This window comes from Mucilaginibacter sp. 3215, from assembly GCF_050433785.1.
In the GTDB taxonomy this organism is placed as follows: Bacteria; Bacteroidota; Bacteroidia; order Sphingobacteriales; family Sphingobacteriaceae; genus Mucilaginibacter.
On record NZ_JBNPWO010000001.1, the window covers coordinates 782,725 to 807,375 of the forward strand.

Genomic DNA, 24,651 nt, shown 5'->3' on the forward strand with positions numbered 1-24,651 from the left:
TCATAAAATGTAGATTTGGATAATGATGTTTGTTCGAAGACGTCAATCACACCAATTTTAAAACCATAGTTCATCAACAATTTTTTCCTGCGGATTACCCGCTCCGGAAAAAAGTAACCTGTTTGTTATGATGCATTCTGTACCCGATTTGTGTATTTGCAAAAAGATCAATACAGTGCTGGCAGGCACTGTGCGCGTTATACTCACCTTAGTCGTTTTGGCCAACCTCAGTTTCCTGGCAAATGCTCAAAAGCCTAACCTGAAATTTACCGCATTAACCACCAGGCAGGGGTTAATGGGTAACGCCGTAAATGCCATCGTAAAAGATAATAACGGGATGATGTGGGTTGGCACCTCAGAAAGCTTGAACAGGTATGACGGAAGGAAGTTTAAAGTTTATACATTGGGTGCCAAAAGGCAGGTAGAGCCAGGTTCCTACGAAATAAGCAGTATCAGCATGGACCGTGCCGGTACGCTATGGGTAGGCACTATCGGTTTTGGTTTGTATTATTACGATAAGGCCGCGGATGATTTCAAAAGCTTTAGTTCGCCCTTAAAAGGACAGCGTTTAAGCCAGGGTGTTATTACCGCCGTTTGTGCAAACGATAAAAATGAGATTTGGGTGGGAACGGTAAACGGCCTTGATGTGATCAGTCCCGATCGTATGCATATCAGCCATTTTGAAACCGGGACAGGCAAACCAGGGCTGATACCGGTTAAAAGCATGGGCTATATTTTTGAGGATAGTTACAGCAGGATGTGGGTTTGCACCAATTTAGGTTTGTATTTATATGATGATACGCATAAAGGTTTTAAAGCCTTCCGTCATCAAAAAAACGATACCCGTAGTTTACCCTCGGATGTTGTAATGACAGTTTCGGAGGATAAAGTGGGCAATTTGTGGGTAGGTACAGCTAATGGCTTAAGCCGCCTGGATAAGAATGGTGAACACTTTGTTAATTACTGTTATAATGATAAGGATGAGACGTCGCTATGTGGTGACATTGTTTACAGCATTGCCGCTGATGATAAAGACCACATTTGGGTTGGTACCGAAGGCGGTTTGAATGTTATGGATATCCACACCGGTAAATCCATCCGTTACCGTCATGATCCGCGCGATCCGTATAGTCTGAACAGTAAATCCATCCGCAGCATTTATATCGATTCTAAAGGTATTTATTGGGTGGGTACCTATATGGGTGGTATTAATAAATACGACAAAAACCTAACTTTGTTTAATTATGTGCAACCCACTGAGTTAGACCCTTACGGTTTACGCGCACCAATCGTATCATCTTTCGCGCAAAAAAATGACAATGAACTATACGTGGGAACGGACGGCGGCGGCCTTAGCATTTTCAACAACAAAACCAACCGTTTTACTCATATCGCAATCCAGCCTAAGGAAAAAATAAATTCGGCAGGCCTGCCTGTTCTGGCTATGTTATTAGATCATAAAAAACAACTTTGGATAGGAACATTTGGTCACGGGCTTTTTAAACTCAATACCGTAAACAATGGCTATACGCAATTCACGAGCGGTACCGGAAAGTTAAATATTAGTCAAAATAATATTTTCTGCTTCAAGGAAGACCGCCTTGGTAATGTATGGATAGGAACTAACGGTGCAGGTATCGATATTTTTGACGCGAAGGCTGATAGCTTCCGGCGGTTTAAACCCGCTTTAGTGTCCGTAAAAGGCTATAAAATGCCATCAAATGGTTATATCAGGGCTTTTGAAGAGGATAATGACGGTAATATGTGGATAGGGTCGTACGGTACGGGCATCGCTATTTATAACCCGGCTACCAAAGTGTTCGATACACTTAATCCAATCAACACAGGTTTGCCTATAGCAGAGGTGTTGTCTTTAAAACGCGATACTAACGGCAATATGTGGATAGGTACCAATGGCGATGGCCTTTTCTTTTATGATCATCGGCTTAAAAAAATAACCCCGTTTAAATACAATAGCCAGTTGCTGAACGGTGTAATTTGTAAAATTTTGCAGGATAAAACCAATAATATATGGTTCAGTACAAACCAGGGTATCGGAAGAATTGATCCGGCTGATCAGAAACTTTATGTTTATTGTAACGATAACGGGCTTCAAAACAATGTTTTTTTAAACGGATCGGGTATTATTGCCGCAGATGGCACGCTTTACTTTGGAGGGGTAGACGGGTTCAATTATTTTAAGGGATCAGATGTAAGGCTTAATAAAAACCTGCCGCCGGTTGTATTAACTACCCTGAGTATAGATAATAAACGTATTTCGCCCAACCGGGATAACCCCTTGCCTGTTAACATCAGTGAGGCAAGAGAAATAACCATAAAGTATAAACAAGACATCTCCATAAACTTTGTGGCGCTTAATTATACCCTTCCACAGCAAAATCGATATTCGTACATTTTAGAGGGATTTAGCAATACCTGGAAAAATGCAGGAACATCAACAACGGCCAGTTATACCAACCTTGATCCGGGAGAATACACATTCAGGGTACGGGCATCCAATAATGATGGTAAATGGAATGATACTGGTACATCCTTGAAAATTATAGTGAAGCCGCCATTTTGGATGACCATATATGCTTATGTGCTTTATGTTTTGCTGGCCTTTGGCGTGTTGTTGCTCATCCGCAGGCAGGGTGTTAAAAAGCTTAAAAAGAAATTGCACGATGAGCAGGAACGTAAAGCAGCCGAAGCCCGTCATGAACTGGATGAGATGAAAATTAAGTTTTTAACCAACCTGAGCCATGAATTCCGGACACCGATATCTTTGATAATGGCGCCTGTTGACAAGCTTTTGGAGCAGCCTAACAGCGGACCTGTTACCGAACAATTAGGTGTTATTAAAAGAAACTCGCGCAGGTTGCTTAACCTGGTTAACCAACTGCTCGATTTTAGGAAACTTGAAGAGAATGAGCTTAAGTTGAATTTGGTTGAAGGGGAATTTATTTCTTTTGTTCGCGAAGTAGCAGATTCGTTTTATGATCTGGCCAATAGAAAAAAAATTGTTACAGTATTTAAAACTGCCGGTGAAAGGTTATTTGTAAAATTTGATCATGATAAGGTTGAGCGAATATTATTTAACCTGCTATCCAACGCATTTAAATTTACGATGCCTGGCGGGCAAATTACTGTTGAAGTTACCGCCCCTGTCATATCAGAAGATGGCAATTCATACCAATTGGGTGTTTCGGTTGCGGATACAGGTACCGGTATAGCAGCCGAGGAGGTTAGGCACGTTTTTGACAGGTTTTACCAGGCAGATGCCCAGCCTGCCATACTTAACCAGGGAAGCGGGATTGGCCTATCGATAACACGTGAGCTTGTCCAATTGCATGGCGGCGAGATTGGTGTGAAAAGTGAATTAGGCAAAGGCTCAATTTTCTCCTTATCAATTTTGTTGCCTGTAATTAATCTATCAGAGACAGCAATGCATGGGCAAAATACGCCCGAGGCTGCCCCAATCGTTATCGACGATGACAAGAACAGTAAACCGAAGACGGCGATTGCCACTGGTGTTAACCAGCTGCATGTCCTGGTTATTGAAGATAATGATGAAATGAGGCAATACTTGTCAGAAAGCCTGGCTGCAACTTACAAAGTTTCGGAGGCAGCTAATGGCCGTGAAGGGTGGCATAAAGCACTTGCCGTACATCCCGACCTGATAGTTAGTGATATCAGCATGCCTTATATGGATGGGATCCAGCTAAGTTGTAAACTTAGGGCCGATAAAAGGACCAGCCATATCCCAATTATATTATTAACGGCGATGACCAGCCAGAAGGAGCAACTCGCAGGGCTGGAGTTGGGCGTGAACGATTACCTGACCAAACCTTTCAACTTCGATATCCTGAATATCAAAATTAAAAACCTGCTTCATCTAAATAAGTCGCTTAAAGAAACCTATCAGAAAAAAATAAAAGTTATCCCGGCAGACATGGATATCGAATCCTCGTCAGAAAGGTTCATTAAAGATGTGGTGATGTATATTGAGAAAAACATCAACAACCCTAAATTTTCCGTCGAGGAGATCAGCCATCATTTTAGTATGAGCAGGGGATCATTCTATAGCAAGATCACCGAACTAACCGGCGAGCCACCTGTGGAATTTATCCGCTCCATAAAACTGGACAAAGCAGCCATACTGCTCGAAAAAACCGATCTGACCATTGCCGAGATAGCATACTCCATCGGTTTTTCGACGCCTCATTATTTTACCAAATCATTCAAGGCAAAATATAATGTTCTGCCATCCGAGTACCGGGTGAAAAAAGTAGACGTCAAAAGCGTTGCTTAAGCAAGCTTTCATTTTAGCTGATAGAAAAATATCGATATTACCTCCCGGCATTCCCTGTTGTTTGAACAGGTACAGGATTGGTGATGGCCGGTGCCTTGTAACCCAACAGATTGAGCATTTGTAATCCGTATCGTGTGCCTAAAATTCGATAGCCCTCAGCGGTGAAGTGCAGCTTATCTGATGCAGCCGGGCAGCCGCTTGAATTGATCACATATGCGTTGGGGATAACTTCAGCAAGCTTATCAATTATGTGGTTCATAGCAGCGCACTTGCCGCCCTGGTCTTCATTAACAAGCTGGCCAGCCAGCAAGGGAACTTTTCTGGCCTTCAGGTGAAGATCTTTTAATAGCATATCATAAATGCTTTTCACTTTAAGTGTCCAAAGCGTATCATTTGGGTTAGATTCGCCCTGGTGCAGCAAGATGCCTTTAATCACGCCGGATTTTTGCGCCAGTTTAGCCATCTCCACTAAGTGGCCGTAGGGATTGCCTCCATATTCGTTGATCATATTCACCATCCAGGAAGGTGCGGTGGCTGCATAATCCTTATAACTGTCTTTTTGGAACAATTCAATTTTACAACCAGCTACCGATACGTTCACAATACCAACTGTTACATCGCTGGGCAGGGTTGCTATCAGGGTGCGGCCAAAGTAGTCGGCAGGGGTGAGGCCGGTATTGCAGCGTGCCAACGGTGGCACGGCGGTGTACCAGTTGCCCTTGGCCCGTTTAAGGTTAGGGCAGTCCACGGTTTCCAGTACTTGTAAACGCTGATCAACTATGGTATCCTGTGGCTGTATGCGGGCGTTACCTTCCATATTTGATTGACCGAAGCACAAAAAAATATAAAACTTTTTGTTTTGGGCTGATGCATTACCAACAAATAACAAGACGATTGCCAACAGGGTAAGAGAAAAGATCCTTAGATTCATTTGATGTTCTTTTAGGTTTTGCAGCAATCAAAATTGGCTGCCAGTCTGCTGATAAAAATAGGCCAACCTATAATCATACTATTACAACAATTGTTGAAAGTGCTATAACAATTGTTTAGGGCATTTTGCAATAGTCTACAAAGAACAGCAATAAGTTAGGAATGGGGGAGCGATTGTGCGTTTAGTAAACCAATGTGTTAACCTTTTCAACATGTGTGTCATTTAAAGTTTACCATCCTTAATACATTTGATTGCTTGAGGTGTACTAATCCTGGACTACATAACCTTAACAAAGTTTACTGATATGATCAATAATTATTTGTAGCATTTGCGTTAACGCGCAAATACTTTATCACATACTTACAAGATATAATACCTCACCTTTATTACTTTTCTTTTTTTAAAATTGGTTGTAAGGACAGCGCGAGGTTGTCCTTATTTGTTTCCTGTAAGCAGGTATGCTAAAAATATTTATTATTTCTATAGCTATAAATCAATAAGATTTATTGTTTTAACAATACCTAAATACCGTGTTTCGGGCAAGTTTCGCAATCGATTGTTGTTGGCGGTATTTTTGCCTTCAAATTAACAAACCAGTGCCAGTTTCTGGTAAAGAAAATCACCAGTGTTCAACTCGTTTTGATTTTTGTTTTGTATTTAAATAGCTTAAAATCAATTATTTGTAATTTTTATCGGTCTCAAAAATCTACATTGAGGCACGTCATATATCATGCGGGAAAACTGTTTTAACATGGAAAGAAAACCTTGTTGTAGGGAACTTGCTTAAACAAATGTTGTAAGATTAAGATAAATACTGCGCTACCTACTAAACCGCGAAAGATAATTTTACCCCTGTTATTACAATCTGCTTTTAGCCGGCTGTAACAATAAGTACTGTTGGCATTACAACGTACAGATTACCAATTATAAACATGTTGACCAATAATGGAGCATTCGTGGCATTTGTCGTTTGCTGTCCGGTTCGGCGTGGGATACTGTTTGAAATTGAAAACTAATAACACCTACATATCAATTATCAATCAATTAACTAACAAGAAAAATTATGGAAAGACAAAAAAGAGATTTTCAGATCCTGGATAAGTACGGAACAGCTAACGGATAGGTTTCGTCGTTCATTTAAATCCGGTAGTTACCATTAGGTAAGGCCAGGATAATTTTAGGCATTTACAGCTTAAACGATATCGGTAAATGTTGCCCCGAGAGCAAATCACGTCAACGTTTCCTTAATCGAATCGAAAATTTTAAACCTTAATAACATGAAGTATTCTTTACAAAAAATTTATAATAACAAATGGCGTTACGCTACGCTCATCTTAACCGGATGCGCGCTCGCAATGCCATCGGTGTCAATTGCACATAATCGTGGTTCAGCAGGTTCATTGAATGGCATTACCATTAACAAAAATGGCGCTTTGAAAATGAAGCCTGCATTCAACGTTTCGGGCAAAGTTACTGATGACGATAACCAACCCCTGCCCGGCGTAGCGGTTTCCATAAAAGGCACAACACAAGGCGTAACTACTGATGCCGGCGGTAACTTCAAAATAGCAGTGCCCGGAAATTCAGCCGTGCTCGTTTTCAAATTAATTGGTTTTGCACAGCAAGAGATAACGGTTACCAGCGCTGCCGAGCTAAAGGTGCAAATGAAAAAAGATACCAAGAACCTGGAAGAGGTTGTTGTGGTTGGTTACGGATCGCAAAAACGTGCTAAGGTAACGGGAGCGGTTTCATCGGTTAGCGGCAAAACTCTTGCCTCTCTGCCTGTGGGTGGCATTGAAGCTTTGCAAGGCCGTATAGCTGGTCTTACTGTTACCAATAACGGCGGTCCGGGAACCGGGGCTATTATTTCATTGCGTGGTATTAGCTCTGTGAATTTCGGATCTGATCCTTTATACATCGTTGATGGATATCCGGGCAGCCTCACAGGCGTTGATATTAAGGATATTCAAAGTATCGACGTGTTGAAGGATGCGAGTGCTGCGGCGATCTATGGTTCCAGGGGTACAAATGGTGTTATTATTATAACCACTAAAAAGGGGAGCAACAATAGCCGCACAGAGGTAACTATCGACTCATACTATGGCATACAAAATGTAATCAAAAAGTATGACCTGCTTAATACCCAGCAATACTTGCAATATGAGCGCGCTCTTAACGGTTCAGCCACTCCTGTTATAGCCATACCGCCGCGCCTGCTGCCAGAAAACTTTAACAAACCAATTTATGCGGGTAGTTCCCAAACCTTTGCTCAAACAAATACCAACTGGCAGGACGCGTATTTCAGGAGTAATGCTCCGATTCAGCAGCACAATGTGGCATTGAGCGGCGGCAACGCGGTGACCCGCTTTTATACTTCGGCAAATTACTTCGATCAGCAGGGTATCGCCCAGGGCTTAAGCGCTTACCACAAGGCGATTCGGGTTAACGCCGATCATACGATTGGTAAAATCCTGTCGTTTGGCGAAACATTCAATGCCATCATCAATCATCAGCGTTACGGCGTAGATGCGGGTAACCGTTCTGCCATAACAAATGTGGTGAGGATGCAGCCATATCTGCCAATCTACAATCCAAATAATGCCGGCGGGTTTATGGGGCCGCAAAATAGTTTCGATGGCTCAGACCCAACCAACCCGATTGAAGCGGCCAAACTGATTGATAATACCAATCACGGTTATACAATCCACGGTAATGCGTATGCCACGCTGAAGTTTGCTTCATGGCTTAACTTTAAATCAATTTATGGTATTGATTATGGCAGCAACATGAATAATACTTACACACCTATTTATAATGACGGAGGTACTTCTCAATCGCCAACCGCAGTTATTAATTATACCAGGGGCGCCAGCACCACGCAACTGTACTCGCAGCAGCTTACTTTCGATAAAACGTTCGGCAACAAGCACCATGTTAATGCCGTTTTAGTTTACGAGGCCCAAAGCTCACGCGGCGACAACCAGGTTTCTTCGGGTAACCAAAATACCAATACGGTAAGGACACTAAATGGCGCGACTAATCTTTTCACTAATTATACCTATGGCACTAATCTCCTTGTTTCAGAAGTAGCTCGTTTGGGTTATGATTTTGAAGGCAAATATCTGATATCAGGCTCTATACGCCGCGACGGTTTATCTGTATTTGCGCCGGGGCATAAACATGAAAGTTTCCCTGCCGCGTCATTAGGCTGGAAGGTAGACCAGGAAGATTTCATGAAGTCGCTCAAGTCGGTTTCGTCATTAAAACTGAGGGCGGGTTACGGTGTAACAGGTATCAATGGCACCGTATTGGGCAATTATCCTTATTTGCAACCTATATCATCTAACATAGCTACCTATCCGTTCAACGGTTCACTGGCCGATCTTGGAAATGCTTCGTTTTACAGTGGTTTAAGTAACCTCAATTTGTCATGGGAAACAACTAAACAAACCAACATTGGTTTAGATATGGGCTTGTTCCAGGATGTCTTTACATTATCTGCCGAGGTTTATACCAGGAAAACCGATAACCTTCTATTAACCGTACCTACCTCGCCCAGCCTTGGTTTTAACGGTACCGGGACTTTAGCTAACGTGGGTTCAATGCGTAACCGCGGTTTTGAAGTTAGTTTAGGTTATCATAAAACACACGGCGAATTTAAATATGATATTACCGGAAATTTTTCCCTGAACAGAAACAAGATTTTAACGCTTAGTACCGCCAATGCTTCCATTACCGCCGGCGGCGATGCGGATTATGGCGGTGGTGATCCTATAACCAAAACAGCAGTTGGGCAGCCGGTGCAATCATTCTTTGGCTATATTGCAGATGGGATATTCCAAAACGCTGGTGAAGTTGCCAATTCAGCAAAGCAAACAAATGCCGCTCCCGGCGATATTAAGTTCAGGGATATAAACCACGATGGTGTTATCACTGATGCCGACCGCACTTTTATTGGTAGCTATCTGCCAAAATTCACCTACTCGTTAAACTACAGCGCTTCCTATAAAAATTTCGACGCGATAGTCTTTTTCCAAGGTGTTTATGGCAACAAGATATTTAATGGCGAAAGGATTATCCTCGAAGGCATGCCAAGGCTTTTCAATGCGGGTACCAATGTGTTAAAGGCATGGACACCTACAAATACCAACACAAATATCCCGCGCGCCATTTCAGGCGATCCGAACGGCAACAAAAGGCCTTCAACCAGGTGGATTGAAAGCGGTTCATACCTGCGGGTTAAAAACATGCAGATAGGCTATAATTTCCCAACTTCATGGTTAAAGTCAAAAACAGACAACGCGTTGAACAGGCTCAGGATTTATGTGGCATCAACCAATCTTTTAACATTTACTAAATATAAAGGTCTTGATCCCGAAATCGGCTCTCGTAATGGTACCCTTACCAACGGTATTGATTACGGCCAGTACCCGCAGCCAAGAACAGTTCAGCTGGGTTTACAGGCGACCTTTTAACGATTAATTTAAAAAGATACAGCAATGAAAACGAAGAAAATATACATATGGTCGGCCCTTACAGCTATTATGGTAACGGCAACGGTTAACTCATGCAAAAAAGGGTCCCTTGACACCAGCGATCCTAACAATGTAACAACGAACCAATATTACAAAACCAGCGATCAGTTAACCAAGGGGGTAAACGCTATTTATGTTGCCATTCATAGCCTGGGGCTGGTATCAAGGGAGTGGTTTTTTATTCACGATCTCAGAAGTGATGAGGTTGCAAGCGGCGGCGGGCAGCTCGAAGCCCCAAGGGGACAGATGCTTAACGGCAATGTTGATCCTGCCAACTCAGTGATGAATTCTGTTTGGAATACCTGGTACACAACTATTTTCAGGGCGAATGTAGTTATTGCGAATGGGCCTAATGTAACTGATAACACGGCCCTACGCGACCGGTTGGTTGGCGAGGCTAAGTTTTTGCGCGCCTGGGCTTATTTCGACCTGGTTTCACAATGGGGAGGGGTGCCTGTTTATACATCGCCTGCTCAGGCAGTTAGCGATTTTCAGCCACGCTCATCCGAAACTGAGGTTTATGCTTTAATTGTTAAAGACCTTCAGGATGCGGCAGCCGTTCTCCCTGAGAAAACCGGTACCGATAAAGGCCGGGCAACCGCTTCTGCGGCAAATGCTATGCTGGGCCGTGTGTTGATGCAAACCGGCGATTATGCCGGTGCTAAAGCTGCGCTTTTAAAAATCCCTACAACTGGAGCAAACGGCTATACCCTTACTGCCAGGTACCTTGACAACTTTGAGGAGGAGACCGAATTCAATAGCGAATCCATCTTCGAGATCGTATTTGTTGACAAAGGTGACGGCGGATTTAACTGGGGCGGTGACAGTCCTACTGAAGCGCAGTCTACCGTACGTAACCAGGAATACAACCCGATAGCATGGAGAAACCTTATTCCATCAAACAAATTGATTAACGAATTTGAGAACACTGCTACCGGCGCGGCCAAATCTGATCCCCGTTTTCACTACACCTGTTATCAATCGGGCGACACTTATAATAAAGGCGCGTCGGTACTTACAGACGGCGACCAGAACGGTAATTCTTCGGTGATGAACGGTGTTACCAAAAAGATTAGTTTCCGTAAGTTCATGATCATTTACAAGGAAGGTTTGCCGGCAGCGGGTTTCCACCCGGGCGGCAATAATCAACGCATTATCCGTTATGGCGAGGTTTTATTGATGCTGGCCGAATGTGAAAATGAGCTTGGTAATACTGCAGCAGCAGTTAACTACCTCAATATGATTCGTGCACGTGCGGATGTTGCTATGCCGCCTTATCCAACAGCGCAATTTCCTGTAGCGTCAAAAGCTGATGTGGTAAAAGCTATCATGCACGAAAAAATGGTGGAAATGGGTTGCGAAGAAATAAGAAATATCGACATCCTTCGCTGGAGGAAAAAGCAATACTTCACCACTGACCCATTCCCATATTTCAGAAAAGGAAGAGATGAGCTATTGCCAATTCCTCAGGCCGAGCTGGATAATAACCCTAAGGTAAACGGACATCAAAATCCCGGTTATTAATAATTATATTGCAGATAACCGTTAAAAGTATCTGTTTCAGTACTTGTTAAAAAAGATAGGCTGTGCATAACAGCCTATCTTTTCCGTGTAAACCAATTTATAGATGAAGAAATTTTACCCTGCTTTACTACTGGTTAGCGTTGTTGTTTTTTCGTGTGCAAAAAAGAAAGCGACACTGTTTGAGTTGATACCCTCATCCCACTCCGGTATCACCTTTAATAATTTAATTACCGAGAACGACTCTATCAATCCGATTGATAATGCCAACGTTTACAACGGCGGCGGAGTTGGTATAGGCGATTTCAATAATGATGGCTTTCAGGATATTTACTTTTCGGGTAATATGGTATCAAACAGGCTGTACCTAAACCGTGGCGACTTCAAGTTCGATGATATCACAGATAAAGCCGGAGTTAATGGTTTAGGAAAATGGGGCAGAGGCGTTGCCGTTATTGATATAAATAACGATGGCTTGCAGGATATTTATATATGCAATTCGCTGCTACAGGATAGCGTTAAAAGGCAAAATTTGCTTTACATAAACCAGGGGGCAGATAAAGAGGGGATACCGCACTTTAAGGAAGAAGGCAAAGAATACGGCCTAAATATACATGCATACTCTACCATGGCAGCCTTTTTTGATTACAATAACGATGGCAAGCTTGACATGTATCTTACTGTTAACCGCCCCGGCGATGGCTATTACGCGAACCAGTTTCGTCCGATAATTGCGGACGGCAGCGGTAAGAGTACAGGGAGGTTATATGAAAGCAAATGGGATGACCAGCTTAAACACCCGGTGTTTAGCGATGTATCCAAAAAAACCGGTATATCCATTGAAGGCTATGGGCACGCGGCTACTATTGTGGATATAAACAAAGACGGGTGGAAGGACATTTATGTTACCAATGATTTTATATCACCCAATATTCTCTACATCAATAACGGTGATGGTACATTCACCAATAGATCTAAAGAATACTTTAAGCATACTTCGATGAACTCGATGGGGCAGGACATCGAAGATTTAAATAACGACGGTTTGGCCGATGTATTTGAACTGGACATGTCACCACCGGATAATTACCGGAAAAAAATGATGTCGATGCCGGAAAGCTACCAGTCGTACGAGTTATTTAATCATTATGCATACCAATATCAATATGCGCGTAACACCTTACAGATAAACCAGGGGCCGGGATTGGGGCAGAATGATTCTATCAAGAACCCCGTATTCAGTGAAACCGGGTTTTTGAGCGGAGTTACTGAGACCGACTGGAGCTGGACTCCTTTGATAACAGATTTCAACAATGATGGTTACCGCGATATCATTGTAACCAATGGATTTCCGAAGGATGTTACTGATCACGATTTTATAGTTTTCAGAAACAATCCTTATGCTACGGCCTCAAAAAAAGCTGTTATTGATCAGATTCCCACGGTCAAGATCCACAATTATGCCTTTCAAAATAATGGCGACTTAAACTTTGGTGATGTTTCCAGCCAATGGGGATTGGATTTACCGACCTTTTCAAACGGTGCTGCTTATGCAGATCTGAATAATGACGGGGCAATGGATATGGTTATCAATAACATCAATGACGAGGCTCTTATCTATAAAAACAATAGCCGCGCACTTACCTCCAAAACATCAAATTACTTGCAGGTAAAATTGAATAGCAACAACTTTAACAGGGATGGCATTGGTGCCTGGGTAGATATCTATTATGCAGGCAAGCAACACCAGGTATACGAGAACAATCCTTATCGTGGATATTTATCTTCTATCCAAAACGTCGCGCACTTTGGCCTCGGCAAAGTCAATAAGCTTGATTCTGTAGTAGTGAGATGGCCGAATAATTATAAGCAGGTATTAAAAAATGTAAGCGCTAACCAAACGCTGAAAGTAAATATCAATGATGCGCGTCAGGCTTATAGTTGGGTTATACCCCAAAAAAACAGGGGGGCACTGTTTACTGAAATTACAGGCACGGCAGGTATTAGTTACAGGCACAAGGAGGATGATTTTCCGGATTTTACCATCCAGAAATTATTGCCTCACAAATTTTCGGCGTACGCTCCGGCGCTTGCAGCCGAAGATATTGATGGCAACGGGCTTGATGATATCGCTATTGGCGGTAACAGGAAATTTCCCGCCCAGATTTTCCTGCAGCAGGCTAACGGTAAATTTAATCAACGAAATTTAATTGATGTAAAAACGGATAGCGCAAATTATAAAGATGAAAGTTTATTGTTCTTTGATGCTGATGGCGATGGGAAGCCAGATCTGTATATAGCCAGCGGTGGATATGAAAGCGCGCCGGGTTCAAAAAATTATGCAGACCGCATCTACCTTAACGATGGCCGCGGGCGGTTCAGCGAACAAAAAGGTGCCTTGCCCGGTAATTTTACAAGTAAGCTATGTGTCAGGGCATTTGATTATAACAAGGATGGCAAGCTCGATTTGCTGATGACGGGCCGTGTTGATGCCTGGCATTACCCCAACCCGGTATCCTGTTTTATTTTACGTAACGACAGTAAACCTGGGAAGCTGCAATTTACAGATGTAACAGCATCAGTTGCCCCTTGCTTGAAAAATATGGGGTTAACCTGCGATGCCCTGGTTACAGATTATGATAATGATGGCTGGCCGGATCTTGTTATAGCTGGTGAATGGATGCCCATTACGTTTATCAAAAATGTTGGGGGCAAATTCGTTAACTCCACAGCGACGTCTGGTATTGCTGATAAAATCGGCTGGTGGAATTCCATCGCGGCCGGCGATTTCAGGCATTGCGGTAAGATAGACTATATTGTTGGCAACCTGGGAAAGAATAGTTTTTTCAAAGCCAGCGATAAAGAGCCCGTATATATCACGGCCGGCGATTTTGATAAACGTAAAACCACTGATGCCTTTCCATCCCTATTCCTCCCCGACACTGACGGGGTGAAACGTGAATTTCCATCTTTTGTTCGTGACGATGCTATTAAGCAAATGGTCAGTCTCCGGAAAAAGTTTGTTAATTACAGATCTTTTGGCCACGCAACGTTGCAGGATTTGTTATCGCCTGAACAACTGAAAAATGCCTTGCGGTTAAAAGCCAATACGCTTACTTCATGTTATCTCGAAAATTTAGGAAACGGGAAATTTAAAATGTACCCTCTGCCAAACTATGCGCAGGTTTCTGTCATTAACGGAATGGTAGTGGATGATTTTGACGGTGATGGCAATTTAGACGTAGCCATAAACGGGAATGATTACAGTACAAATGTTTCGGTAGGCCGGTACGATGCCTTAAACGGATTGCTTTTAAAAGGCGATGGTAAAGGGGGATTTAAGCCATTGACGATTTTGCAAAGCGGGATCTGTTTTCCCGGCGATGGGAAAGCCCTGGTAAAACTTAAGGGGAAAGATAACCGGTATTACCTCGCGGCCAGCGAGCACAATGGCAATTTGAAGTTGTTAAAACTCAACCCACCGGGAAAAACCATAAAGATCGGGCCGCAGGATGCCTACGCGGAAGTATCTGCAAAAGATGGTTCGGTTACCCGGCAGGAGTTCTATTACGGCTCATCTTTTTTATCGCAGTCGGCAAGGTTTCTGAAAGTAAACCCGGGTATGCAGAAAGTTAAGATTGTATCTAACGATAGCCGGGGTAGGGAAATTAAGTTTCAATGATCTGCTTGTGATGTTCATCATTTAAACATAGTGGTATTGATCGGGATCTTAAGAAAAAATAATGTGTAGCTAATTTTACTGAAGGAATGCCGAAGAATGTAATTGTCAATTTCGCTTTGAATTTGGCCCGTGAAAAGACGTCGTTAAGTATTTATGCAAAATTTTTGCTTTTGATACTGGCCATGTCATTTGTTATGTCATGCCATGATTCATCGGAGGGTAAAATGATCCGGATCATTGCCGGTCTGAATCAAAAGGATTACAACAGCCGTAATCCGTTTTGTCCCGAAGCGAAGGTGGCGCAATGCGATAGCTTGCTTAAACTGCCGGGCCGGGAAAATGATTTTTATCTTTTAAATACCAAAGCCAAGCTGTTACTGGAAACGGGTGACGAAAAACAGGCCGTTACCATCTACGAAAAAATGGCGAGGGGAGCCGATAGCTCAAAACGTGATTTATTTGAACCGGATATGGCACTGGCCTACATGCGGTTAGGCGAACGGACTAATTGTATGTTGAACCACAACCGGATGTCATGTACTTATCCTATAAGGGGTGATGCAATTCACGTGAATCAAACAGGTTCGCGACATGCCATTGCAGTTTATGAAAGTATTTTGAAGAAGCATCCGGCCGACCTGGAATCCCGCTGGATGCTCAATATCGCTTACATGACACTGGGGCATTACCCCGATAGTGTGCCCAAGCCCTTTTTAATCCCAAATCTCAATAAAACATCCGCGACAAAAATAAGGCCGTTTACCGATCTGGCTGCCGATGTTGGTATTAAACTGAATAGCAGGGCGGGTGGCGTTATAGCGGATGATTTTAATAACGACGGTTACCTTGATATAGTAACCTCGGGAACGGAACTTGATGATCACATGCATTATTTTCAAAATAATCAGGACGGAACATTTATTGACAAGTCTGAAACAAGCGGGTTGGGGAAGTTTACAGGTGGGCTGAATATTCAGCAAACTGATTACAACAACGATGGGAAGATGGACATTTTTGTACTGCGGGGTGCCTGGAAAAAAAACGGTTTTGGCAACCAGCCTGCCTCCCTGCTGCGTAACAATGGCGATGGCACATTCACGGATGTGGCGATACCTGCCGGGTTATTTTTTTATCATCCTACCCAGGCGGCAGTCTGGGCCGATTTTAATAATGACGGATGGCTCGATGTATTTGTAGGAGCGGAGGGTTTTAACAACGGCGACAGCGTCAATATCCACCGGAGCATGCTTTATATAAATAACCGGAACAACACCTTTACTGAGGTTAGCCATAAAGCACATTGCGATGTAATGTCATACGTGAAAGGGGTTACATCGGCAGATTTTAACCATGACGGATGGCCGGATGTTTTTATTTCGACAATGGACGGGCGTAAGTACCTTTTAAAAAATAAAGGTAACAGCGGGAATATCCCCGACTTTGAAGACGTTACCAAACAATCGGGGATATTGGCAAATACCAACAGTACTTTTACTACCTGGTTTTTTGATTACAACAATGATGGCTGGCAGGATATCCTGATTGCAGATTACAAATTCGAGGCCCCGCTGGGATATTATTCGGCTGCTGAAGCGCTCGGAAAGGCCATACCCAATGCGGGAAATATTTACCTGTATAAAAATAACCATAACGGCACTTTCACTGATGTTATCAAACAAACGGGCCTTGATAAAGTAGTGTTCAGCATGGGCGCAAACTTTGGTGATATTGATAACGACGGCTTTCCCGACTTGTATTTTGGCACAGGCAACCCCGATTTTGGCTCCCTTATACCCAATAAGATGTTCAGGAACGTAGACGGACAGCGGTTTGACGACGTTACAGGCGTCTCCGGGACGGGAAACCTGCAAAAAGGCCACGGCGTCGCGTTTGCAGATTTCAGGAACCGTGGTTTACAGGATATCTTCATTGAAATGGGCGGGGCTTACGCCGGCGATGCCTATACCAGTGCCTTGTATGTAAACCCTGGTCAGAACGATAATAACTGGATAAGTATAAAGGCAGAAGGGGTGAAATGTAATAAGGTCGCCATTGGCAGTCGGTTAAAAATAACATTTGTTGACAATGGTGTTAAAAGAAGTGTTTACCGCGACTTAAACTCGGGTGGTAGTTTTGGTTCATCGCCCATACAGGCGGAAATAGGGGTAGGACATGCCGGGCTTATCGAAGAGCTTGAAATAACATGGGCTGGCAGCCATACTGTTCAACGGTTTCGTAATTTGCAGGTAAACCAGTTCTACCATATTACAGAAGGAAAAGGGAAAGTGGCCGTGGTTCAATTAAAAAAACTTAGTATCAATAATATGGCGATAAAAATGTGAGATCTCGCTTAAGTCGAGATAGCTATCGGTTAATTCACGGGCACTTACACCAAATAAGCTCTGGACGATATGTGGGAGCATAAAAAGGCAATCAACGTAAAAGGCTGTTTGATCATGAGCGTTTCCGGTTGGATTGTTTGTGCATAGAGGTTAAGATATCCGGTATCCGATCCAGAACGTTTTCCTAACGCCGTTTGAAACACCAGTGTAGGGCAGCCATTGGCATAAAGCGGCAAAATAAAATCAGCACTGAGGGTTTTGCTTTCAATGATCAGCATACCAGTGACATATTCGTCAAGGTCGGGAGGCGGAAACAACGTAATTATATTCACCGATTTCTAAATTACTTCTTTCAATTAATAAAATAAAATTATCTTTGTAACTAAGATAATCAAAGTTACAAAGATATTGTGAAAAGCGAAGCTATTACCCGGATAAGAAAACTAAGCCAGTTGTATGCTTATACATCCATTCAAATGCATGAAAATATTGCCCGAAAAGCCGGACTATCAGGTACCGATCAGAAATACCTGGGCTTTTTCCTGGTGAAAGGGGCCATGACAGCCGGCGAACTTATGGAAGTAACAGGGCTTACCAGCGGCGCTGTTACAGGTTTGATTGACAGGTTTGAGAAAAAAGACCTGGTCAAAAGAGAATTTGCGAAAACGGACAGGCGAAAAGTATTGGTAGTGCCGGATACTGAAAAGATAATGCAGCTCATGGCCCCGCTTTACAAAGATTATCGCAGCCATTCGGAGCAATTGATCGGTTCCTTCGCTGAAGAAGATTTGAAAATCATCGAAAAATTTTTGGAAGGATCGATTGCAATTATGAGTGAAACAGTCAATCAGTTTAAAGACAAGTAAAGCATAATGAAAAACAAAAGTTTATACATTGTTGATTTAAGAGAGGCTGATAAAACGGCTATTAAGCTAATTGGGGGCAAGGGCGCAAATCTGGCAGAATTATACAAGATTAAGGCGCTTAATGTGCCTGACGGTTTTTGTATAACCACTGAAGCTTTTAAAGACACTGTTGGGAACGATCAGCAGTATAATTCATTGCTGGAGCAATTAGCATTGCTAACCGAAAACCAAAGGAACGAGATCAATGAAATAAGCAAAAAGATCAGAACGCTGATCGAATCAATAGCTCTTTCTCAGGAACTGAAAAGCCAGATCATTGCGTGTATGGACCAATATGGTAGTGATTACGCTTACGCCGTTCGTTCAAGTGCGACAGCGGAGGACTTAGCAACCGCATCGTTCGCCGGGCAACAGGATACCTACCTGAACGTTATCGGCGAAGCCGCTATTTTAAAACACATCAGCAAATGTTGGGCATCTCTTTTTACGGAACGTGCCATAATCTACCGGCTTCAGAATGGCTTTGATCACCGCAAGGTTTACCTGGCTGTTATTGTACAGCAAATGGTAGCTGCAAAGGTAGCAGGCGTGCTGTTTACGGCCCATCCGGTTAATGGTGACAGGACAGTGAGCTCGATAGATGCAAGCTTTGGTTTGGGGGAAGCACTGGTTTCTGGTTTGGTTAACGCCGATAATTACCAGGTGCGTGAGTCAAGAATTATTGAAAAGAAGATTTCAGAGAAAAGGATTGCTATTGAGATCGTTAAAAATGGTGGTACTGAGCAAAAAGAGGTAAGGCCGGAGCAACAACGCATGCAAGCATTAACTGACGAGCAAATTTTACAACTCGAACAAACGGGCAGGATAATCGAAGCACATTTCAGCGATCCACAGGATATTGAATGGTGTTTAAGTGATGACAAATTCTATATCGTGCAAAGCCGGCCAATCACCACATTATATCCTGTGCCAGCGGCAGACGATCAGGAGAACCGGGTTTATGTATCTGTAGGACATCAACAAATGATGACTGATGCATTTAAACCACTCGGCATATCCGTTTGGATGTTAACCGGAAACCGCGCGATGTTCAAAATGGCTGGCGGAAGGTTATTTGTTGATATCTCGAAGGGCTTGGCTTCGCCGGCAGGCAGGGAAAATCTGTTGAATGTGTTGGGGCATTCAGATCCGCTCATAAAAGACGCACTGACGACTGTAATCGATCGAAACTTTATAAAAGAGGACCTTGAAGCCAATATTCCCGGACAGGTTAAAGGTCATCATGGGATGTCGGCGACGGATATACTTGCGGAAGCGGGAGCCGATGCCGGGATTGTGGCCGATCTCATGAGCAGCAGCGAAAGGTCGGTATCAGCATTGAAAGACAACATCCGGATAAAAACAGGACCGTATGTATTTGATTGCATCCTCGATGACATGGAGCAGCGGAGACAGCTGTCTTTAGAAAAGAAAAATCTGAACGTGATCATGGCGGCCATCCATGCTTCGGCCTGGATCAATGACAAGATGAAAGAGTGGCTTGGTGAAATCAACGCAGCAGATGTTCTGTCGCTTTCTGTTCCAAACAACATTACCTCAGAAATGGGCCTTGAACTTTTGGACCTGGCGGATGTGATCCGTCCCTATCCGGAGGTCATCGCCTATCTGCAGGGGGCAAAACAGAATAATTTATTGAATGGGTTATGCCAGTTGGAGGGCGGATCGCAAGTACACGACGCTTTCATTGCTTATCTTGACAAATATGGCATGCGTTGTGCCGGTGAGATCGATATTACCCGTACACGATGGAGGGAAAATCCAGGTGCGCTGGTTCCGATGATCTTGAGTAATATCAAAAACCTCGAACAAGGGGAGAGCACCCGAAGATTTGAGCAGGGGAAGCAGGCAGCCTTAGAAAAAGAACAAGACTTAATGTTACGTCTGAAACAATTGCCCGATGGTGAAGAAAAAGCCCGGGAAACGAAGCATATGATTGACCTATTACGGAATTTTATCGGCTACCGCGAATATCCGAAATACGATATCGTGAGCAGGTACTTTATCTATAAGCAGGCTTTGCTTCAGGAAGCCGAACGCCTTGTAAAAGCCGGTGTGCTTCATGATGAAAAAGATAGCTATTATCTTTATTTTGAAGAGTTGCAGGAGGCGGTGCGTACCGGAAAAGTAGATTACCAGCTTATTGACCAGCGCAAAACGGATTATCAATTTTATGAAAAGCTGACACCGCCACGAGTTATTACTTCTGAAGGTGAGGTGATAACCGGTCATTACAGCCGTGAAAATATCCCGGTAGGGGCCCTGGCCGGTCTCGCTGTTTCTTCCGGCATAGTTGAAGGGCGCGCACGAGTGGTGCTAAACGTAGAAGGTGCTGATCTGGAAGATGGCGATATCCTGGTTACAACCTTTACCGACCCAAGCTGGACCCCTTTATTTTTAGCCATCAAGGGCCTGGTTACAGAAGTTGGCGGACTAATGACACATGGCGCTGTAATAGCCCGTGAATACGGTTTGCCTGCGGTTGTTGGCGTGGAAAACGCAACCAAACTAATTAAAGATGGTCAACGCATTCGTGTGCATGGAACCGCAGGGTACGTGGAGATTATGAGCGAAGTGGATGCATTGTGGAAATAATCTTGTCGCGAATTACCCCCGGGATTGTCGCTTTTGCACACTGCGAAACAACGGCGTGCGTCCCATCTTTGTATCGTTGATTAAGTTTATGATCAATCAGGATCGTGTTACGAAAACAACAAAGTAAACCGGCAATCGTACAAAATTTTTAAATAAGCAACGATGAGTACATTACAGATCACAAGCTCAAAGCTTTGGAACGCCATTAAGCTTTCTCTTAATGGCGAGCAGCAGGATTATACGCAAGGCAGTATTCCGAAAGCCATCTTTTTACTGGCTATCCCAATGATTCTGGAATTAAGCCTGGAAAGCGTTTTTGCGGTGGTAGATATGTTCTTTGTAGGCAAACTTGGGCAAAACGCGATAGCCACGGTAGGTTTAACTGAGTCGGTGATCACCATTGTCTATTCCATCGCTATTGGTTTAAGCACCGCGGCAACGGCAATCGTAGCACGAAGGATTGGTGAAAAGAAACCGGAAGCCGCTGCACATGCAGGAGCCCAGGCGCTGGTAATCTGCCTGATCACAACTATAATAGTAAGTATGGCTGGTGTTTTATATGCACCTGAAATCTTAAAGTTAATGGGAGCAAGCGAAGAAGTGGTGAGGGACGGAGCTATTTTTACCCGTATCATGCTGGGCAGCAGCCTTATTATTATCCTGTTGTTTCTGATCAACGGAATTTTTCGCGGCGCGGGTGACGCCGCCATGGCGATGAAAAGCCTTTGGATTGCAAGCATTATCAACATAATTCTCTGCCCGGTTTTCATCCACTTTTTTGGGTTGAAGGGCGCTGCCATGGCCACCGTAATTGGAAGGAGTTGCGGGGTGACCTTCCAGGTATATCACCTGTTTAAAGGCAGCGGCATTCTGAAGTTTCGCAGTGCTCACTTTAATTGGGATCCCGCTGTGGTAAAGACCATCATCGCTGTGGCCTGGCCGGCAACTTTTCAATTTATCATCGCAAGCGGTAGTTGGATCGTCTTGACACGGTTGGTTGCTGAAACCGGCGGTACAGCAGCTTCAGCCGGCTACCAGATCGCTTTTCGGAATTTTGTTTTCTTTATTTTACCATGCTGGGGGTTAAGTAATGCTGCTGCGACCCTGGTAGGGCAAAATTTAGGTGCAGGTCATGTTGAAAGGGCGGCTCAAAGTGTGTTGCTTACGGCGCGATATAATGCTGTATTGATGAGTTTCGTCATGCTGCTGTTCCTGTTCTTTGCCCGTCCCATCATCAGCATATTTACAACCGAACCCGTTATTTTGAACTTTGGCAGTACGGCGCTCCGGATCATCGGTTCGGGATTTATTTTTTATGCTATAGCCATGGTCATGAGCCAGGCCTTAAACGGGGCCGGTGACACCAAAACGCCTACATGGATCAATTTTGGGTGCTTCTGGCTTTTTCAGGTGCCTTTAGCTTACTTACTCGCAAAAGGCTTAGGATGGCATTCGGCAGGCGCCATCGCAGCGGTGCCCGCGGCGGAGGCGCTTTTAGCCCTGGTTTCCTGGTATTACTTTAAAAAAGGGAACTGGAAAAAGGTGAAAGTGTAAGGCCGTCCATATTGAATTACTAAAAAACAATTAAACCACATAAAAAATGAAAAACAAAATCCTATTCATTGCATGCCTGTTATTCGGGCTGATGTTTATCAATGCAGGCCTGAACAAGTTTTTAAATTACATGCCTGTACCAAAAGATATGCCGCCAAATGCTATGGCCATGTTTGGCGCCATTATGCAGATCAAATGGCTGATGCCACTTATCGGCATCGCCGAAATTATTGGAGGGATACTGGTGATTATTCCCCGTTTCAGGGCTTTAGGCGCGGTGATCATTTTTCCAGTTATGGTTGGCATATTGTTAACTGTTATTTCTTTATCTTCGGGAATACCGATGGTGCTTGTGCTTTGGGCGGTGCTCATCTGGGTGCTATTTGAAAACAGGGAGAAATATTTTCACATGATCCGGTAGCGGATGGCATAGTCTGGCTATTCCGCAACTAAATAATAACCGTCCGGTGAATTGGAAATTACAAATGATTATAGGCAAGTCGTGTTACGTATTTGAGAGACTTTATTAAAAATCACATGAAACTTTTTGAAAAGGAAACGGGCAAAACAAACTGTGTCGGGGTAACCGGAGCTTCTGCAACCGGGGCATCAGCAATTGCTGTGTTAGCATTGGGATCTATGGCTATTGGCGCGATTGCTATAGGCGCATTGGTGATTAGCCGAATCATGGTTAAAAAAGCTGTAATCAGAAACCTCCATGTCGGTAATCTCAGCGTAGATAACCTTGTAATTAAAAATCGCGAATATTAGCACGTCCCTGGGGGATCCGGTTACGTTGAATTGAGGTGGAGTAAAGTGTTATCAGAGTTGTTTCTGAGTCTGCCCTTGTTCCCACGATAATTTCGTCTCGCCGTCGATAGCCAACAATATCGTTCTCGGACACTGGCCGGCTTGCGTCGGAAACTCACCTGCCTTAAAATTCGTCTTTTGTTATGTTTTGAAATAAATTCAGAACGGCCGGCTCAAATTGCGGGAATATGGCAGCCGGGAAGACAGATTACGCATTTATAAAATAAATGTTGTTTTTTAACGTTACATTCATCATTTAGTGCATGAAAAGAGCGTGTTTGGGAATTGTGTTGGCTGCACTGTTATTATCGACGGTCGGCGGTTGCGGCGTAGTTAAATCTTTGGGTAAAAATCCGGATGGCGAAGAACTTACCCGGTTGGATTCTTTACCAAATTATAAAAATGGAGCTTTTATAAATTTGGCTGAACTTTCCGATTCGACGGTCAAACGTAAATTTCTTTTTTTGAGCAGACGTCCTGAAACCATCAGGCCATCTCATGCACTTCCGTGGATTAAAACCGATCTGAATTCATTAGCTGCTCCTGCACCTACGATCGTTTGGTTTGGACATTCATCTTTACTTATAAAAAGCGAGCAGTTTAATATGCTCATTGATCCGGTTTTTAGCAATCATGCCGGACCGGTGCCCGGATTGATTACCGCATTCCCGGGTACAAAGCATTATCACGCCGATGATATGCCTCAAATAGATGCGCTGATCATTTCTCATGATCACTACGATCATCTGGATTATCGAACTTTGAAAAAATTAAAAGATCGTATTAAAATGGCTATCGTGCCGATGGGAGTAGGCGCTGATCTGGTATACTGGGGGTTTGACCCTAAAAAGATCATCGAACTTAATTGGAACCAATCGATTACGTTGTCCGGTGGTATTCGGATTACCGCCACCCCAGCCCAACATCGCAGCAATCGTACGTATAAGAATGAGAATAAAACATTATGGGCCTCTTACGTTTTTCAGATTGGCAGTTATAGGCTGTTTTACAGTGGCGATAGCGGGTACGGGCCGCATTTTAAACAAATAGGCCAGCAATTCGGGCCATTTGATCTGGCGTTTTTGGAATGCGGACAGTATAGCCCCAATTGGCCATGGACGCACCTGTGGTTAGGGCAACCCGCACAGGCTGCTGCTGACCTGCATGCCCGTTTGTTACAGCCTATTCACTGGGCTAAGTTTATTGAAGCTAACCAGCCCTGGAACGAACCGATAAAAAGGCTTGTGCCTGCAGCAAAGGAGTTGGGTGTCGAACTAAACGTTCCGCGTATTGGGGAGCCTTACACTTTAGGCAGCCCCCTCAAACAGGTTGCGTGGTGGAATTTTGAATAACTGCTTTTGTAATATTGAACAGTTAATAAAAAGGACCATATCGGATGGCAGGATGATCATTTGAACAACCGGCAATCAGTATACAAGGCCAGCT

Annotated in this window: 13 protein-coding genes; 11 read left to right on the forward strand and 2 right to left on the reverse strand. The window is 43.6% G+C overall.

Annotated features, from left to right (window positions below; all coding sequences use genetic code 11):
* The first annotated feature begins 127 nt into the window (after positions 1–127).
* Positions 128–4,312: a hybrid sensor histidine kinase/response regulator transcription factor gene (locus tag ABIC84_RS03330; protein ID WP_426587257.1), complete on the forward strand. Its 4,185-nt coding sequence runs from the start codon at positions 128–130 to the stop codon at positions 4,310–4,312.
* 37 nt (positions 4,313–4,349) lie between these two features.
* On the opposite strand, the gene ABIC84_RS03335 is transcribed toward ABIC84_RS03330, so the two are convergent.
* Complete coding sequence (locus tag ABIC84_RS03335; protein ID WP_426587259.1) at positions 4,350–5,243, reverse strand: sialate O-acetylesterase; 894 nt, start codon at positions 5,241–5,243, stop codon at positions 4,350–4,352.
* A gap of 1,277 nt (positions 5,244–6,520) precedes the next feature.
* On the opposite strand from ABIC84_RS03335, the gene ABIC84_RS03340 reads away from it, so the two are divergent.
* The 4 genes from ABIC84_RS03340 to ABIC84_RS03355 all read left to right on the forward strand — a co-directional run bounded on the left by ABIC84_RS03340 (position 6,521) and on the right by ABIC84_RS03355 (position 17,323).
* Positions 6,521–9,718, forward strand: coding sequence for a SusC/RagA family TonB-linked outer membrane protein (locus ABIC84_RS03340; RefSeq protein ID WP_429262654.1), 3,198 nt, complete (start codon positions 6,521–6,523; stop codon positions 9,716–9,718).
* Between the two features lie 24 nt (positions 9,719–9,742).
* The gene (locus tag ABIC84_RS03345; protein ID WP_426587263.1) at positions 9,743–11,302 is read left to right on the forward strand and encodes a RagB/SusD family nutrient uptake outer membrane protein; all 1,560 of its coding nucleotides are present in this window, start codon (positions 9,743–9,745) and stop codon (positions 11,300–11,302) included.
* A gap of 103 nt (positions 11,303–11,405) precedes the next feature.
* Positions 11,406–14,981, forward strand: a complete 3,576-nt coding sequence (locus ABIC84_RS03350; protein WP_429262655.1) for a VCBS repeat-containing protein — start codon at positions 11,406–11,408, stop codon at positions 14,979–14,981.
* An 86-nt stretch (positions 14,982–15,067) separates the two neighbouring features.
* Entirely contained in the window at positions 15,068–17,323 is a 2,256-nt protein-coding gene (locus ABIC84_RS03355; protein ID WP_429262656.1) for an FG-GAP-like repeat-containing protein, read from the forward strand.
* Positions 17,324–17,367: 44 nt separating this feature from the next.
* Here the strand turns inward: ABIC84_RS03355 and ABIC84_RS03360 are convergent, their stop codons facing one another.
* Complete coding sequence (locus tag ABIC84_RS03360; protein ID WP_354483521.1) at positions 17,368–17,655, reverse strand: hypothetical protein; 288 nt, start codon at positions 17,653–17,655, stop codon at positions 17,368–17,370.
* A gap of 78 nt (positions 17,656–17,733) precedes the next feature.
* On the opposite strand from ABIC84_RS03360, the gene ABIC84_RS03365 reads away from it, so the two are divergent.
* The 6 genes from ABIC84_RS03365 (at position 17,734) to ABIC84_RS03390 (ending at position 24,557) form a co-directional block, all read left to right on the forward strand.
* Positions 17,734–18,189 carry a MarR family winged helix-turn-helix transcriptional regulator gene (locus tag ABIC84_RS03365; RefSeq protein WP_429262657.1) on the forward strand — a complete coding sequence of 152 codons (456 nt, stop codon included), beginning with the start codon at positions 17,734–17,736 and terminating at the stop codon, positions 18,187–18,189.
* A 6-nt stretch (positions 18,190–18,195) separates the two neighbouring features.
* The gene (gene rph, locus ABIC84_RS03370; protein WP_429262658.1) at positions 18,196–20,841 is read left to right on the forward strand and encodes a rifamycin-inactivating phosphotransferase; all 2,646 of its coding nucleotides are present in this window, start codon (positions 18,196–18,198) and stop codon (positions 20,839–20,841) included.
* Between the two features lie 162 nt (positions 20,842–21,003).
* A complete protein-coding gene (locus tag ABIC84_RS03375) occupies positions 21,004–22,395 on the forward strand; it encodes an MATE family efflux transporter (RefSeq protein ID WP_429262659.1) in 1,392 nt (463 codons plus the stop codon).
* A gap of 46 nt (positions 22,396–22,441) precedes the next feature.
* On the forward strand, positions 22,442–22,816 hold the full coding sequence (locus tag ABIC84_RS03380) for a DoxX family membrane protein (RefSeq protein WP_090526117.1): 375 nt from the start codon (positions 22,442–22,444) through the stop codon (positions 22,814–22,816).
* Positions 22,817–22,932: 116 nt separating this feature from the next.
* Positions 22,933–23,166 (forward strand): hypothetical protein, encoded by a 234-nt coding sequence (locus tag ABIC84_RS03385; protein ID WP_176627219.1) that lies wholly within the window; start codon positions 22,933–22,935, stop codon positions 23,164–23,166.
* A 302-nt stretch (positions 23,167–23,468) separates the two neighbouring features.
* On the forward strand, positions 23,469–24,557 hold the full coding sequence (locus ABIC84_RS03390; RefSeq protein ID WP_176627217.1) for an MBL fold metallo-hydrolase: 1,089 nt from the start codon (positions 23,469–23,471) through the stop codon (positions 24,555–24,557).
* The last annotated feature ends 94 nt before the right edge of the window (positions 24,558–24,651 follow it).